Origin of the sequence: Nibrella saemangeumensis, assembly GCF_039541915.1 — a bacterium.
Lineage (GTDB): Bacteria > Bacteroidota > Bacteroidia > Cytophagales > Spirosomataceae > Nibrella > Nibrella saemangeumensis.
Genome location: NZ_BAABHD010000084.1, coordinates 64,884 through 81,028 on the forward strand (window position 1 = coordinate 64,884; position 16,145 = coordinate 81,028).

The window sequence follows — 16,145 nt, forward strand, 5'->3', positions numbered from 1 at the left end:
AACGCTAAGCCCCAAAAAGCTAAAGTCACCATAAGTACTCCCCAATCTACCATGACCACACCCAGCACTAACAAAGAGTTGCCATCCCTACAACGTGAAGAGCTGCTCAGCGTATTGAGAACTCGTTTTGAGGAAAATAAGCACCGCCATGCTGGTATTGAGTGGGTGGATGTTCAAACAAGGCTGGAGGCTAATCCTGAGAAACTGTGGTCGCTTCAGGAAATGGAACGGACGGGTGGTGAGTCGGATGTGGTTGGTCAAGATAAGGCGACGGGCGAATACCTGTTCGTAGATTGTTCCGCGGAGAGCCCCAAAGGTCGCCGGAGCGTTTGCTACGACCGGGAAGGGCTTGAGTCGAGGAAAGAGAATAAGCCGGAAAACAACGCGGTTGATCTGGCTGCGGCCATGGGGATTGAGCTCTTAACGGAAGAACAATACCGCGAGTTGCAGACGCTTGGCCGTTTTGATACCAAAACGTCGAGCTGGGTAAAATCACCGGCGGACATCCGGAAACTCGGCGGTGCCCTCTTCGCCGAATACCGCTACGGTCAGGTTTTCGTGTATCACAATGGAGCACAGTCCTATTATGCCATAAGGGGATTCCGGGGCTTGCTACGAGTTTGAGTTTTGCGCGGGCGGCCATAGGGCCCTTACTTCCCCGCCAGGTACTTATTGCGGTACTCGATGGGCGTGCAGCCTTTTACCTGCCGGAACTGGCGGGCAATGTTCTTGCTGTCGTTGAGGCCCATGTCCAGGGCAATTTCAAACACGGTCTGGTCGGTTTCCAGCAGTTTCTGCGTGAACTTCTCCATCCGCAGGTTATAGATGTATTTGTAAATGGGGTAGCCGGTGATCCGTTGAAACCGCTGCTCCAGCGATCGTCGCGATAAAGGTACCTGCCGCACCACCTCATCTACCTGCAGATTCCGTTCAATATTCTGGTGAATGTACTTCAGCGTAGAGGCAATATGATCGTCGTTGGTGGCGTAGATGTCGGTGGATTGCCGGGTAACAATCTGGATGGGCTTGACAATAATGTCGTAATACCCCGACATGCCATGCCGGATCATGTGGTCCAGCAGCTTCGCCGAATCATAGCCGCCCTGCTCGGCGTTGAGGGCAATGCTGGACAGAGGAGGGTCGGAAAGTTCGCAGAGCATTTCGTCGTTGTCGACGCCCAGCACCGCCACCTCGCCGGGGATGTGAATACCGGAATGGCGGCAGGCCTCCGTAATCTGCTGCCCCTGCCGATCGTCGCAGGCCAGAATCGCGATGGGCTTGGGAATGGATTTCAGCCATTTACTGAGCGAGCTGGGTTTGTAGTACCACAAATCGCCCGATTCGGCCCGGTGGTGGTCGAAGTATTGTACCGGGTAGCCGGCCTTTTTCAGTCGTTCTTCAAAGCCCTGGGCGCGTTCGCGGGACCAGACAATGTCCTGAAAACCATAGAACGCAAAGTGCTTAAAGCCCTTTTTCAGGAAGTATTCGGCGGCCATAATGCCGGCTTCCCGGTAGCCACCGGTGATATTCGGAATGGTGTCGAAGCGCTCCTGGAAGTCCTGGGCGATAAGGGGTATACCGGCCTGTACGATCTTGTCGATGTCCTTACCGTTGTAAAGCTGCCCGATAATGCCATTGGCTTCCCATTCGGTAGCCCATTCCAGAATACCGTCGATACCTATGGTTTCCCGGTGGAATAGGGGCATGCGGCAGAACACCCAGGGACCATACTCTTTGGAGTAGCGGGTAATTCCTTTTAGCAACTGTTTGCTGTATTCCTCAGCGAAGTCGATCAGCAGGATGATTTTGTTCATGGGCGGGGGTTGCAGTGTCGGTACGTGGCCGGAATAAATCCTTAAAACTTGTCACGGTCGCATTGTTGACCAGCGGCCGGGCCCACATGCCAATGCTGAGAATATATCCGAGGGTAATCAGCAGAAAGAGCATGGCCAGGCGAAGGCCCACCAGTTCGCCCAGGCCGCCGATGATGAGTGGAACCACCGCCCCTCCGGCAATACCCGTACACAGGATACCCGAAAAGGTACCGTGGTGGTGCGGCACCGAATTTAACGCCAGCGACACAATGACTGACCACATCACCGACGCAAAGAAGCCGGTCAGCGGAAACGCGTAGAGCGCTACATTCAGCGGGCCGAACAGGCCCGCCAGCAGGGCCACGATAGCGCCGATGGTGAACAGCATCAGCACCCTGCGACTATCGAAGATCTTGAGCAGCACCAGCCCCAGCAGGCAGCCAATGGTGAGCAGTCCCCAGAAATACGAGATGACGGTAGCGCCGGTCGTAGCCGGATCGACACCGTGGTAGGTCAGCAGAAACTTGGAGGTCCAGTTGGCAATGCCCTGCTCGGTACCCACATAGGCGAAAATGCCGAGGAAGAACAGCAGCACGTACCGGTTGCCAAGCAGGTCTTTAAAGGCTTTGCCGGTATCGATTCGCTCATCATCTTTAAGCGCTACCTGCGGAAACCGGACCAGCCGGATCACCATCACCATCAGCAGTGCAATCACCGCAAAGACCCAGTACAGCGATACCCATTTCAGATCCGCCGGCACCAGGTTGTTAAACAGCTTGATGAGAGGGGAGGTGTTGCCGGAGTGCACGTTAAGCACCAGGTAACTGTACAGCAGCGGACTCAGAAACGAAGCCCCGCCGAAAAAGAGCTGGGCCAGCACCGAGTTAAAAGCAAAGTTCTCTTCCCGACCCGCAACCCGAAGCAACGGATTGATCACCACCTGCAGCATAGCCATGCCGATGCCGATCAGAAACAGCGAAAGCAGGGCAACGGCGAAGCTGGGCAAGACGGCAAACAGCAGCGCTCCGGTAAAAGCCAGCAGAAAGGCCCAGATCATCACCCGTTTTTCGCGGTATCGCTCCACCAGCAGACCCGACGGAATGGACATAACGCCGTAGGCCACAAAGAACGCAAAGGGTAGAAACCCCGCCAGCCCGATACTAAGCTCAAAACTGGTCACGATATCCGGGATGAGCGGCCCCAGAATATTGCTGAGAAACGAGATGACAAAAAAGATTAACAGAATCAGGATAACAATCCACGTGTTACGGCTCATACGGCTGCGGGACGGTTTCGTAGTTTCCGTCCCTACTGGTAAATCCTCGGCGGGTGAATTCCTAATCATTTTGGTGGAGAAAATCCGAGCGATGCATTGGCGGAAGCGATACTGGTCCGGCTGGAGCGTCCGGCGGCATCAAAGCTTTTCAGCTTCACCGTTCCGTCCACGGCCACCGGGCGCTGGTATAAAGGTGACCGGTTGTCGGGCTCTGATCCGTCGGTGGTGTACCGGATACTCAGGCCGGGGTATTCGACATTGGCTTTGAGCATCCCGTTTTCGATCACGGCACCGGGCAGTGGCAGTCGGTAGTTGTAGCCTCCGTTTAGTTGGCTCAGCCGGGGGAGTTCTTTCTGCGCGAGGGTATTGGCAAATACCGTCCAGCCGGCTTTGATGGCGGTTTCCTGCGCCTGCCGGTTGGCAATGGTCTCCCAGGGGCGTTCCGGAGACCAGGCGCTTTCGGCAAAGCCCATCAGTTTCGGCAACAGATAATACTCGATCATATCGCGGCCTTTGATGGTTTCGCTCCAGAGCTGGGCCTCTACTCCGAGTATATTTTTGCGGGCTTCCGGCTTCAGCGATTCCAGGCCCGGTATCTCTTTCTGCTGGTCGATCGGTCGGCCCATATTGGTCTTGTAGGTGGTCCGGAACATATTGAAGGGTGCAAAGGTCCAGGCGTTGCGGGTATCCACAAAGCCACCCCAGTACAGGCCCGGTTCTTTCGGGTCGTTGGTATAGGCCAGGTCGAAGTAAAAGTTCGAGACATTGCACAGCACCACCGGGTAGCCCGCATTGGCCAGCCGGTAGCCCAGGTCGGGGTAGTCGAACACGTTGTTCCAGATGTAGGGCACCACTGCCCCACCGGCAAAGGCCTGGTTAGGGTTGTACCGGCCGTCGGGGCCTTTATTCAGGGCTACCTCTTCCCAGCCGTGGATGGTCAGGTTCCGCTTTTTCAGTCGTTTCAGCAATTCCCCGAAGAAATACCCCTGCAGGTTTTTCGGGTCTTTGATGGCCGGATGCTCGCTCATAAGTTTGGCCGCCTGGGGCGATTGGGTCCAGGCCCCTTCGGGTACCTCATCGCCCCCGGCATGAATCACGTCCATCTTCAGGCCGGCCTGCTGGTACATCTTCGCCAGCTCATCCACCACCTTTTCGTAGAAACGGTAGGTCGATTCCCGCGCTACGCTGACCACGTTGTCTTTGTAGCCCTGCGCGGAGAGGTAGACCGATTTATCGTCGGGATCGATCAGGCGGTACTCATTGGCTTCCGTCTCTTTGCCTTCCTTCATCAGGCGCTCATAACGGGCTTCCATGGCTTTGATGGCGGCTCGGGCGTGGCCGGGGAAATTCAGTTCGGGGATGACTTTGATATGCCGCTCGCTGGCGTATTTCAGAATCTCGATAAAATCCGCTTTGGTGTAGAAGCCGCTGCCGTGTTTGCCCTTGTCGTAGGCGACCGGGCCGGAGCCGTAGGCCGGGTGCAGGGCGGGGGCTCCCATACCCGAGGTATGCTGCCGCTGCCCGGCCACCTGCGTGAGTTCCGGCAATCCGTCGATTTCTAGTCGCCACCCTTCGTCTTCGGTGGTGTAGAACAGAAAGTGGTTGATCTTGTAAAAGGCAAGCAGATCGAGGGTGCGCAGAATGGTTTCCTTGGTCTGGAAGTTCCGGCTGACATCCATGTGCAGTCCCCGGAAGCCAAAACGGGGCGCATCGTCAATCCGGATGTAGGGCAGTTTAACCGAAGCGCTGGTTTTGAGATATGCTTCTGCCGGGGCAAGCGCCAGCAGGCTTTGAATGCCGTAGAAGACGCCGGCCGCATCTCCCCCTGTAATGGTCACCCCGTTTGCGCTAACTCCCAGTTGATATGCTTCGTGCTTAACACCGTTAACCTGAACCGGACCTGTTGTCAGCACAATGCCCCGGCCGGTCGATGGGCCGTTCTTTACTGGGAAATCGGTGCCGGTCAGCGCCCGCAGTTTCTGGCTGAGGAAGCGGGCTTCGGTTTCCAGTCCGGCCTGGTAGATGATGGGCAGTTTATTGTCGAGCGTCAGGAAACCGAGTTCTCGTTTCAGGCTTACTGGGGAGGGGATCACCGGCAGGAGCTTTTCGGCGCTGACCAAGCTCATTGCCAGATTATCCTGGTAGCGCTGGGCCGCCGTCTGGAGGGGTTCCTGATCGGCCTTGCCCCGGCGCATCTGCTCCGGCCGGGTAAAGGGCTGAATGGTGTACTTGGTAACCTGGGCAACACTTTCTTCTTTACCCTGCTGGTCGTAAAAGACCAGGTACAGCCCCAGTGGAGCATCAGTCTCTTTGATGACCCCCTCTGTACCCGCATAGCGGATCTCTACCGATGCCCCCGGTTTGAGACTGAAGCTCTGGTTGGGTACTAGTTTGTACCAGTCGCCGTTGATGTGCTGAACGGTAGCCGGTTGTGGGGTTTTTGACGGCAGAATCGGCCGGGGAGCCATGTTAAAAAACAGCGCCCAGTTCTTTTCCGTCAGGGTTACATCACTGTTGTTGCTCAAGGTGAACCGGGCTTCAAATCCATTTTCAACGTCGGTAAAATTGCTGATCAGTTCCCAGCTAACGGCGATGTCGGTCGTTTGGACCGTTTGCGTGCTGGCTGCGTATTTACAACCAGACAGTAGGGAGGCAAGGAGCAGGAAAGGTAGGTAAAAAAAAGTGCGCATACGGGGGCGGTTAAGTAGCCTTAATACTACTGAATTCCGTATTAAAAAGACCATTGGTCTGCCGCGATGATCCCACAAACCGCACAATCTTTTTCGGAGCCAGCTGAGTCAGCCGCCGTCAGCAACCGGCTCATCTCCCTGGACACCCTGCGCGGGTTTACCATTGCGGCCATGATCCTGGTCAATTTTCCCGGCGACGGCAACCATGTGTATCATCCGCTGAAGCATACCACCTGGAACGGCCTGTCCTTTACCGACCTAATTGCGCCGTTTTTTCTGTTCATCATTGGTGTTTCCATCGTGTTCGCCTACGCCAGGCGGCTCAGTGAAGGGAAGCCTAAAGGGGAGCTATACCAAAAGATCGTGATCCGCGCGCTGAAGATCTTTGCCGTCGGCATGTTCCTGAATATGCTGCCCGACTTCGACTTCGCCAATCTGCGGTGGACCGGCACCCTCCACCGCATCGCCCTGGTTTTTCTGGCCTGCGCCATTCTCTTTCTGAACACCAACTGGAAGCAACAGGCCTGGATCGGGGCAGGGGTACTTCTGGCCTACTGGCTGGCGCTGACCCTGATACCCACACCGGGTATCGGTAAAGTCATGCTGGAGCCGGGTGTCAACCTCGTCGCCTGGGTCGACAGCCGATACCTGCCCGGCCGGATGTGGCAGGACACCTGGGACCCCGAAAGCATTCTCAGCACGTTTCCGGCCATCGTCAGCGGCATCACCGGCATGCTGGCGGGGCGCCTGCTGCTCAGTAGCTTCACCCGAAACGAGAAAGTGAATTACCTGATGACCATCGGCCTGTTCACAGCTGCAGCCGGTTACGGGTGGGGACTGGCGTTTCCGGTCAACGAAAACCTGTGGACCAGTTCATTCGTGCTGGTTACCTCCGGCTTTGCCGCGCTGCTATTCGGGGCGGTGTATTTTCTGGTTGATATCCTGGGCCGAACCGGTGGTACCAAACCGGGCGTGGTCTTCGGGGCCAACGCCATTGCCGTTTACGTACTGGCTGATCTGCTGGCTCTAATTTTCTACGGATTACCGGTAGGCGGGCATTCACTGAACGAGCATTTCGTGGCCCATTTCACGGCGCAGGGCCTGGAGCTGCGGTTTGTCAGTATGCTGTACGCGCTGCTCTTCGTCTGCATCAACTTCATTCCGGCGTATGGGCTGTACCGCCGGAAGATTTTTATTAAATTGTAACCAGTAGAGGACTACGAACCCACGGCAGGGGCTGGTAGCTGCGACTGATAGCGTGATAAATGAGTACTAGCCTAATAGACGAGTAGGTATGATGACGATCGGATCAATTCTAAACGAACTACGGGAAACGTTTTCGCCCGCGAACTGGACGGTTTACAGTACCCAACGCCTGAAAACGATTCGTATCGCTGTTTGTGACGACTACAGCCTGTATCGCCGGGCGCTCTCGATGGTGCTTGGCCGAATTCAGGGTTTCGAGGTGGTGCTTCAGGCCGCCAATGGTCAGCAACTTCTGGACCAGATATCCTCTGCCAGGCCTGACGTGGTGTTGCTGGATCTGGACATGCCCGTAATGGATGGTGCGGCTACGGCCGATATTCTGCTTCGCACCTATCCGAACATTGAAATTATTCTGCTTACGCTAGGGCGGGAGAATGTCGATGTGTCCGATCTGCTGAAAAAAGGCATACAGGTCTTCGTCAGCAAAGACGCCGATCCCGACGAAATTGAAATGGCCATCCGTAAGGGCGAGTTGCGTAAGCAGTACTGGCGAAAGCGGTAGGTAGCAGGATTTCTCAAAGATCACCCTTAAGACAGCGTATTCTCAAAACAGCACATCAAGCTCAGGCTTCATCCGTTCGGGCAGGTCTTTTTCGCCGAGCATGTCTTTCAGGTCGATCTCGATATTGCGCACGATGCTCTGAATAGGTACATCGTTTATTAGTCCTTCAAAGGGGTTTTCGCTATAATCGCCGGTGTATTCCATTAGCGAAAAGACCCACGATACCACCAGGTTGAACGGAATCAATAACCAGATAAAGTCTTCGCCAATCTTCTGAAATTCGTTCAGCATACCGAAGGGCAGCAGAAAGGTAAAGATGAGGATGAAAATGGCGCTCGACGTGGAATACTGCCGCGGGAGCGGAGTGTTTTTGATGCGCTCGGTCCGGCCCTGCTCGGAATACAATTCGGTGATAAGCCGTTGCAGCTCCATATGCCGGAAATCATCGATTAACTTTCGCCGTCTGAGGGCCGCCAGGTGCTGCGACTGCCGGTCGAGGAGTTGCGTAGCGGCATTCCTTTTGCTTTTAATCCACGCCAACTCGTCGGGGCTCAGGCAGGCGGAGGCTTCTGTTTCAAACGAGGAAAAGTCGATCCGTTTCCGAAAGTAGTTTCGCTGCCGGACGCTCGCTATCTGTTCATGTTCCCATGGGGTCCGTTGCCACATAGCATGTTTCAGGGCATGGAGCCAGGCGATATGGCGGTAAATCAGGGTGCATACCTCCTGGTGGATCTCCTGCTGCGGAACGGCTTCGTCGGTAAAATCGCTGGTAACAAAAGCGCGGGCAGCGGCTCCGAACGACCGGCTGGTGTTCACAATGCCGCCCCATACTTTTCGGGCTTCCCAGCCCCGGTCGTAGGACTGGTTATTTTTGAAGCCCACATAAAACGCCACGGCGGTACCGATCAGCGATACCGGCAACCAGGGAATGGCCACCCACCGCCAGTCCAGGTAGTGATACGTCGCCACCGCCAGTAATCCCGTAAACAGGGAGTACAGGATCATGCGCCAACTTATGAAGTAGATGATGACCGGGTGAAAATAGCGTCTGACGTACATACGGGTATGGGTTTAGACCCTGAGAAAAACCTTCTTCCGGTACAGAAAATACAGAAACGCCCACTTCACGGCCAGCAGCGCCAACACCCCCGCCACGGCTTTGGCCGGCTCCGACGACAGGAAGCTGATCAATCCGCCGAAGAGGTACTTCACGGTATGCTCAAAGTCGATAAAGTCGCCGGCGAGGTAGATCAAAATGGAGTTCATGCCGATGACCACAAAGAAGGTGGTCCAGCGTTTGATCTGCTTTACATCGATTACCCAGTAGAACAGGGCCAGCAGCAGCAGGCTGAGGCCGCCCGTTACCAGCATAAAGGAGCTGGTCCACAGGTTCTTGTTCAGCGGAAAAACAAAGCTCCACGCCCAGCCGACTATCAGACAGGCCGCACCCGCCAGGACCAGCAGCACCGTTTTGCGTTCCTGTCCAAACGTCCGGCCATCGGACCGCAGCAGAGTACCCGCAAAAATACCGAGCAGGGCGTTGGCAATGGCCGGTACAGTCGACATCAGGCCTTCGGGATCGTGGACGGTCTTGTACAGATGACCGGGGACCAGCAGCCGATCGACGTACCCGACCAGGCTGCATTCCATGGTGAGTACCCCAGCTCCGCAGCCCGGCACCGGTATCAGCATCAGCATGGCCCAATAACCCAGCAGAATACCGGCGAACCAGCCATACTGCGCCCGCCGGCCGGCATACACGTAGATCAGCTGCGCAAACATGCCCGCCATACCAATCCGCGCTAATACGCTGGGGAAGCGCATTTCATGAATCGGGGTGGTAAACAGACCGTTGTTGTAGATAATACCCAGCAGCACCAGAACGAGCCCGCGGGTGATGATCTTCCGGGCCAGCTCCGATTTGGAAGCGCCTTTCTCCAGCCGGCTGCCGATGGAAAACGGGGTAGATACACCCGCCATGAACAGAAACAGCGGAAAGATAAGGTCATAGGGGCTGAAGCCGTTCCAGTCGGGATGCACAAACTGTTCGGCCATGAAGATGGCCCAGGCCCAGCCGGTGGTTTTAGCCAGCACGTGGAAGATTTCTTCGCCACCCATGATCCAGAACATGTCGAAGCCGCGGAGGGTGTCTAAAGAAACTAAGCGACGGACCGGAGCGGGTTGGGCCACCGCTGGTTCGGCCGTTGTTACGGTAGAGGTTTGGTGCATAAAAAATGGTTTAGGAAAAAGATGGGATTGCAACGTAACGGTATGAAAAGCTGAATATACGGCAAAAAGGAAATGCCAGACACATCTGGCTTACACCCGCAGAAATACTTTCTTCCGGTACAGGAAGTACAGAAACACCCACTTCACGGCCAGCAGCGCCAGCACGCCGGCGAGCCCTTTGGCCGTATCGGATGACAGGAAGCTGATCAGTCCGCCGAAGATATATTGGGCGGTATGGTTGAAGTCAATAAATTTGCCGGCCAGATAGATCAGTACGGAGTTCATGCCGATGACGGTAAAGAGGATCGTCCACTTCTGGATACCCTTCACGTCGATCACCCAGTAGAACAGGGCCAGCAAGAGGAGGCTCAGGCCGCCCGTTATAAGCACATACGAACTGGTCCACAGGTTCTTGTTGACCGGAAAAGCGAGGTCCCAGGCCCAGCCCAGCAGCAGGAGCGCCACGCCCGCAATCGCCAGCATACCCGTTTTCCGTTGTTGGCTCATCGTTCGGCCGTCGGCGCGCAGCAGGTTGCCCGCGAAGATGCCGAGCAGGGCGTTGGAGATGGCCGGTAGGGTGGATAAAATACCGAGTGGATCGTGGTTGCTCCGGAGCAGTCGGCCGGGCAGCAGGGTGCGATCCAGGTAGCTGGCCAGGTTACACTCCTGGGTAATAACGCCCGCTCCGCAGCCGGGCACCGGTACCAGCATCATCAGCGCCCAGTAGCCCAGCAGCAACCCGGCGTACCAGCCATACTGCGCCCGCCGGCCGGCATACACATAGATTAGCTGCGCAAACATACCCGCCAGACCAATGCGGCCCAGGACGCTGGGGTACCGAATGTCGTCGAGCGTTCGGGTGAACAGGCCATTATTGTAGATAATTCCCAATAGCACCAGAATCAAGCCACGGGTGATGATCTTCCGGGCCAGTTCTGATTGGGAGGCCCCTTTCTCCAGGCGGCTGCCGATGGAGAAGGGCGTAGACACACCCGCCATGAACAGGAACAGCGGGAAGATGAGGTCGTAGAAGGTAAAGCCGTTCCAGTCGGGGTGCACAAACTGTTCCGCGACCAATACCGCCCAGGCCCAGCCGGTGGTCTTGGCCAGTACGTGGAAAATATCCTCCCCGCCGATGATCCAGAACATATCAAAACCGCGAAGGGTGTCGAGGGAGAGCAGGCGCCGGACCGGAGCGGGCTGGGCCACCGCCGGTTCGGTTGTTGTCAGGGTAGAGGGTTGATGCATAGAGGGTTCAGGAAAAAGAGAAAGACCAGCGCATCAGCCAGTCTTTCCAAAAAAGACTTATTTTTTCAACGCTTCCTCCACCGGATTACCAACGCTGCCGCTCGGCGGCAGAATGTGCAGCAGGGCCGAGATCGTAGGCGCAATATCGGCGATGGAGGTACGCCGGAGCGTTTCGCCTTTGTTGACGCCCCAGCCGTAGAGCAGGAACGGTACGTGCGTATCGTAGTTGTACGGTGAACCGTGCGTGGTGCCGGTACCGCTGCCGGAAATCCAGCCCGACTGGGTAACAATCTGAATATCCCCGCTGCGTTTGGCATTGCGGTTGTTCTTATATAGTTCCAGTTGGTACGCGTTCAGATTAGCCGTGCCTACATTTCTCAGGTTGATCACATCGGCAATGCCCGGCAGCGGCAGCAGCGCTTCCCGAACTACCTCATACACCGCATCGACCGAAAGCCTTTTGTCCTTTAGCACCTGCTGGTTAAGGTAGAGCTGGTAATTGCTGGTCGACCGGACGTATTCTCCGGGGCCGAAGGCCGCTTCCAGTTTGTTTTTCAGGGTGCTGCGCAGTTCGGTGCTGTTCAGTACGCCGGCCGGCAGGTTGTGCTGTTTCCAGAAGCCGGGAATGTCCATCACGCCATGGTCGGCCGTCAGGAAAACGGTGTAGTTGTTTTTGCCAACCCAGCCGTCGAGGAAGTTCAGCAGATCGGCGAACTCCAGATCCAGGCGCAGGAAAATGTCCTGCTGCTCGATGGAGTTTGGCCCCAGCGAGTGGCCCACGCCGTCGGGCGTCGAGAAGCTGACGGCCAGGAAATCCGTGAAATTGCCTTTGCCCAGGTTTTCGCCTTTGATGGCGGCAATGGCCATTTCTTTGGTCATGGTATTACCACCCGGTGTGCCCGTTACAACCCCAAAGGCGTTACCCGCTGTACCCGCCAGTTCATAGGGAAATACCGGTTTGGCGGCCCCGCCGATGCGGGCTTCGTAGGCCTGGTCGTCGGGCGTACTTTCGGTGTATTCTTCGATGGGGCGGAGGGTTTTCCAGCCGTTTTTTGTGTACTCGGCATGGAGTTTCCGGGCGTTGACGTCTTTTACCCACTGGGGCAACTCCGTCCGATAATACGTACTGGTGATCCAGTTACCGGTTTTGGAGTCGTACCAATACGCCCCCGTGGCCGCGTGACCAGCCGGAAGAATCGAGCCCCGGTCTTTGATGGATACGCCGATGGTTTTGGACCGGAAGTTGGAGGCAATGCGTAACTGGTCGGTGACGGTGCTGACCAGCAGGTTTTTGGGCGACATCCGGCCCGCTGCCGGATTGTTGCTGCCTACGGTCTGCACGGTACTGTCTTCGGCGCAGTACATGATCCGGCCGGCCATGGGGTCAAACCAGTCATTGCCGATAATGCCGTTGATGGCCGGAATCGAACCCGTATACACGGCTGCGTGACCGGGGCCGGTGACCGTCAGCGCGTAAGGATAATGATGGTTGCGGCAGTTGAACCCGCCGTTCAGCATGCGCTTGAACCCACCCTCGCTGTATTTGTCGTAGTAGCGGTAGAAGTAGTCGTAGCGCATCTGGTCGACGACGATACCGACCACCAGTTTAGGCTGGGGCAGGGTGGTCGATGCCGGAGCGGATTTTCGGGCCGTTTGTGCATGAGCCGTTAAGGCAACCCAAAGTGTTACGGCGAGTATGGACAGTTTTTTCATTTGGTTAGGCATTACAAACTTAAAAGACGATGACGCGGCTATAATACTTGCGTTTTGACGGGTGAGGCTATTCGCATCGAATTATTCCCAGTCGGTAGTGGCCTGAATCCGTTAAGAGTGCGTATACTAGTAAAAAGAAAAATTATGGCTGAGAAACTGCCGGAAGGGCTCTGGCCGGTGATGGTAACGCCCTTTACGCCGGGCAATACCGTTGATGTGGCGGGTCTGGAACGATTGACCGAATTCTACCTGGACTCCGGGTCCAATGGCCTGTTTGCCAACTGCCTGTCGAGTGAGATGTTTCAGTTGACGGAGGAGGAGCGGCTGCTGGTTACGAAGACGGTGATAAAGACCAGCCGGGGCCGTGTGCCGGTGGTGGCTACCGGTTCGTTCAGCCAGGATGTGCCGGCGATGGCGGAGTTTATTAAAAAAATCGCTGATACCGGCGTGCAGGCGGTGATACTGGTGACCAATATGCTGGCGCAGCCGGACGAAAGCGAGGATGTGCTGAAAAGCCGCCTGGAGCAGATCATGGCGCAGACGGGTGATATACCCCTGGGTGTATACGAATGCCCGGTGCCGTATAAGCGGCTGCTGAGCCCGCCGCTGCTGAGCTGGCTGGCTGCCACCGGCCGATTCCTGTACCACAAAGACACCAGTTGCCATTCCGGCTCGCTGGCAAGGAAAGCATCCGCTGTGCAGGGTAGCCTGCTGAATCTGTACAATGCCGACACCGCCACGGCGCTCGATTCGCTGGATGCCGGGGCCAGCGGCCTGTCGCCGATTTCGGCTAATTTCTACCCAGAGCTGTACAGCTTCCTGCTGACCCAATACCGGGAGCAGGGTAGGACCGAAGCTCTGAACCGGCTGCATGCATTTCTGACGATGATGGACCGCGTGACGCATAGCTTCTACCCTTATGCGGCCAAGCTGTTTCTGCAAAAGCGCGGCCTGAAGATCGAAACCGTTACCCGTATACCGTTCGAAACGTTAAGCAATGTGGACTACATCCGGCTAAACGCGCTGATGGATTCATTTCAGGCGTTGGCCGAGATGTACGCCGTTCCGCTGGTGCTGCATAACGAGCAACCGATAGTCTCTATCCACTAACCCTTTTCGCTAGTCTCCCAACCTAACCCTTTAGTCCCTTGCAACCTGTAGACCTGATCGTTTTTATCCTGTACATGGCCGGAGTGACCCTGCTGGGTAGCTCGTTTTATAAAAAGAATACGTCATCGGAAGCTTTCACGCTGGGTAACCACAGCTTTCCGGGCTGGGTCGTTACGATGTCGATCTTTGCCACCTTTGTCAGCAGCATCAGCTTTCTGGCGCTGCCCGGCAACGCCTATCTGACCAACTGGAACGCCTTTGTCTTCAGCCTGTCGCTGCCGATTGCGTCGTTTGTTGCGGTAAAGTTTTTTGTGCCCCTGTACCGGAAGATCAACAGTCCGTCGGCCTATACCTATCTGGAAATGCGGTTCGGGCTCTGGGCCAGGGTGTATGTGTCGGCTTGTTACCTCTTAACGCAGGTGATGCGGGTGGGTACAATTCTGTACCTGCTGGCCCTGCCGCTCAACGCCATGTTCGGCTGGGACATCGTCACCATCATCGCCGTTACGGGCCTGACCGTCATGGCGTATTCGCTGCTGGGCGGTATTCAGGCGGTGATGTGGACGGACGCCATTCAGGGCATTATCCTGATTTCCGGGGCGATACTCTGCCTGCTATATATCTGGTTCTCTATGCCGGAAGGGCCGGGGCAGGTCTTTGCCATCGCCCAGGAAAACAACAAGTTCAGCCTCGGCAGCTTTGGCCTGAGCCTGTCGGAGTCTACGTTCTGGGTGGTGCTGATCTACGGCATCTTTATCAACCTGCAAAACTTCGGTATCGACCAGAATTACGTGCAGCGGTACATGGCCTCTAAATCCGACCGGGAAGCCAAACGTTCAGCCTTTCAGGGTGGGTTGCTATACCTGCCGGTGTCGATGCTCTTTTTCCTGATCGGAACGTCCCTGTTTGCCTATTACACCGCTTTCCCGGCGGAGCTGCCGGTTGCGTTGCGCGATGCGGGTATGAGCGACCGGGTCTTTCCGTATTTTATCGTCTACAAACTTCCCGCCGGGCTCACCGGTCTGCTGATCGCCTCCATCTTTGCGGCCGGCATGAGTACCGTGTCAACCAGTATCAACAGCTCCTCCACGGTAATTCTTATCGATTACGTTAAGCGATTCAGCCGGCACGAAGTATCTGAAAAAGACTCCATGCGCGTGCTCTATATCGCTTCGCTGGTGATTAGTATCCTGGGTATCCTGATCGGCATCGCCATGATCAACGTCAAAAGCGCGCTGGATGCCTGGTGGAAACTGGCGTCGGTGTTCAGCGGGGGGATGCTGGGTCTTTTCCTTCTGGGTGCTTTTGTCGAGAAGATCAACGTCTGGGGCGCTATTGTCGGAGTCGTGCTGGGTCTGTTGCTCATTCTGTGGATGAGTGTGTCGCCCCTGGTCTGGACCGAAGGAGCCGCCAAAGAGTGGGCCAGTCCGTTCCACAGCTACCTCACCATCGTTTTCGGCACCGTTGTCATCTTCCTGACGGGATTTCTGGCTACGCTGCTGTTTTCCAAAACCACCCGGCCCCGCAACGAATACGAACGCGTCGGGTAACTAGCATTAACGTCTATCCTCATGAAACCGATTGTTCAGATTTCCCTTGACCTGACCAACATCGACGAAGCGCTGGAGACGGCTGCCCTGGCTATGCGTGCCGGTGTCGACTGGCTGGAAGCCGGCACCCCGCTGATCCTGGCCGAAGGACTCCATGGCGTGCGTAAACTGCGGGAGGCTTTTCCCGGTGTACCGATTGTGGCCGACCTCAAAACCATGGACGGCGGCTACCTCGAAGCCGAGATGATGGCCAAAGCTGGGGCTACGCATGTGGTGGTGATGGCCCGAGCGCATGAAGAGACCATCCGGTGCGTGGTAAAGGCCGGGCGCGACTGCGGGGTGCAGGTCATGGGCGACAACATGGTTTGCCCCGATATGGTAGCGGGAGCGAAGTGGCTCGAAGACCTCGGCTGCGATTATGTCATTCACCATATCGGCTACGACGAACGGCGTGGCATTGCCGCCAGGGGCGAACGCATGCCGAGTCCGCTGGACCAGCTTCGCGAGGTAGTGCAGGCCGTTAGCGTACCGGTACAGGCCGTGGGTGGCCTCACGCTGGAGCAGGCGATCCGCTGTCCCGAATACGGTGCCCCGCTGGTGGTGCTGGGTGCTCCGCTGACTATTGATGCCGATGCGTTTCGGACAGCCGACGGTGACCTGGAGAGCTCGCTGCGGCTGATATGCGAGAAAATTCACGCTTACGGCGATGTTGCTGTAGGTGTAGCCTGATTAAAGACAAACCTGACT

The 16,145-nt window shown here is 56.2% G+C and carries 13 protein-coding genes; 6 read left to right on the forward strand and 7 right to left on the reverse strand.

Going from position 1 to position 16,145, the window contains the following annotated elements; genetic code table 11:
• Positions 1–51 precede the first annotated feature (51 nt).
• On the forward strand, positions 52–624 hold the full coding sequence (locus ABD949_RS28020) for a DUF4256 domain-containing protein (protein WP_345249374.1): 573 nt from the start codon (positions 52–54) through the stop codon (positions 622–624).
• Between the two features lie 26 nt (positions 625–650).
• Here ABD949_RS28020 and ABD949_RS28025 read toward each other — a convergent pair whose 3' ends face one another.
• The 3 genes from ABD949_RS28025 to ABD949_RS28035 form a co-directional block, all read right to left on the reverse strand.
• On the reverse strand, positions 651–1,814 hold the full coding sequence (locus ABD949_RS28025; RefSeq protein ID WP_345249376.1) for an AraC family transcriptional regulator: 1,164 nt from the start codon (positions 1,812–1,814) through the stop codon (positions 651–653).
• Positions 1,780–3,090 (reverse strand): sugar MFS transporter, encoded by a 1,311-nt coding sequence (locus ABD949_RS28030; RefSeq protein WP_345249378.1) that lies wholly within the window; start codon positions 3,088–3,090, stop codon positions 1,780–1,782. The genes ABD949_RS28025 and ABD949_RS28030 overlap by 35 nt, the downstream gene beginning before the upstream one ends.
• A 65-nt stretch (positions 3,091–3,155) precedes the next feature.
• Entirely contained in the window at positions 3,156–5,780 is a 2,625-nt protein-coding gene (locus ABD949_RS28035; protein WP_345249380.1) for a family 20 glycosylhydrolase, read from the reverse strand.
• A 66-nt stretch (positions 5,781–5,846) separates the two neighbouring features.
• Between ABD949_RS28035 and ABD949_RS28040 the strand changes: the two genes are divergently transcribed.
• Both ABD949_RS28040 and ABD949_RS28045 read left to right on the forward strand, forming a co-directional pair.
• Positions 5,847–6,986, forward strand: a complete 1,140-nt coding sequence (locus ABD949_RS28040) for an acyltransferase family protein (RefSeq protein ID WP_345249382.1) — start codon at positions 5,847–5,849, stop codon at positions 6,984–6,986.
• 88 nt (positions 6,987–7,074) lie between these two features.
• A complete protein-coding gene (locus ABD949_RS28045) occupies positions 7,075–7,548 on the forward strand; it encodes a response regulator (RefSeq protein WP_345249384.1) in 474 nt (157 codons plus the stop codon).
• Positions 7,549–7,590: 42 nt separating this feature from the next.
• Here the strand turns inward: ABD949_RS28045 and ABD949_RS28050 are convergent, their stop codons facing one another.
• The 4 genes from ABD949_RS28050 to pafA form a co-directional block, all read right to left on the reverse strand.
• Positions 7,591–8,607, reverse strand: a complete 1,017-nt coding sequence (locus tag ABD949_RS28050; protein ID WP_345249386.1) for a bestrophin family protein — start codon at positions 8,605–8,607, stop codon at positions 7,591–7,593.
• Positions 8,608–8,619: 12 nt separating this feature from the next.
• The gene (locus ABD949_RS28055; RefSeq protein WP_345249388.1) at positions 8,620–9,777 is read right to left on the reverse strand and encodes an acyltransferase family protein; all 1,158 of its coding nucleotides are present in this window, start codon (positions 9,775–9,777) and stop codon (positions 8,620–8,622) included.
• Positions 9,778–9,867: 90 nt separating this feature from the next.
• Positions 9,868–11,025: an acyltransferase family protein gene (locus ABD949_RS28060; RefSeq protein WP_345249390.1), complete on the reverse strand. Its 1,158-nt coding sequence runs from the start codon at positions 11,023–11,025 to the stop codon at positions 9,868–9,870.
• A gap of 57 nt (positions 11,026–11,082) precedes the next feature.
• Positions 11,083–12,738 (reverse strand): alkaline phosphatase PafA, encoded by a 1,656-nt coding sequence (gene pafA / locus ABD949_RS28065; RefSeq protein ID WP_345249392.1) that lies wholly within the window; start codon positions 12,736–12,738, stop codon positions 11,083–11,085.
• A gap of 144 nt (positions 12,739–12,882) precedes the next feature.
• On the opposite strand from pafA, the gene ABD949_RS28070 reads away from it, so the two are divergent.
• The 3 genes from ABD949_RS28070 (at position 12,883) to ABD949_RS28080 (ending at position 16,127) form a co-directional block, all read left to right on the forward strand.
• Positions 12,883–13,848: a dihydrodipicolinate synthase family protein gene (locus ABD949_RS28070; protein WP_345249394.1), complete on the forward strand. Its 966-nt coding sequence runs from the start codon at positions 12,883–12,885 to the stop codon at positions 13,846–13,848.
• A 74-nt stretch (positions 13,849–13,922) separates the two neighbouring features.
• Positions 13,923–15,398 carry a sodium:solute symporter family protein gene (locus ABD949_RS28075; protein ID WP_345250427.1) on the forward strand — a complete coding sequence of 492 codons (1,476 nt, stop codon included), beginning with the start codon at positions 13,923–13,925 and terminating at the stop codon, positions 15,396–15,398.
• Between the two features lie 21 nt (positions 15,399–15,419).
• Positions 15,420–16,127: an orotidine 5'-phosphate decarboxylase / HUMPS family protein gene (locus ABD949_RS28080; RefSeq protein WP_345249396.1), complete on the forward strand. Its 708-nt coding sequence runs from the start codon at positions 15,420–15,422 to the stop codon at positions 16,125–16,127.
• Positions 16,128–16,145 lie beyond the last annotated feature (18 nt).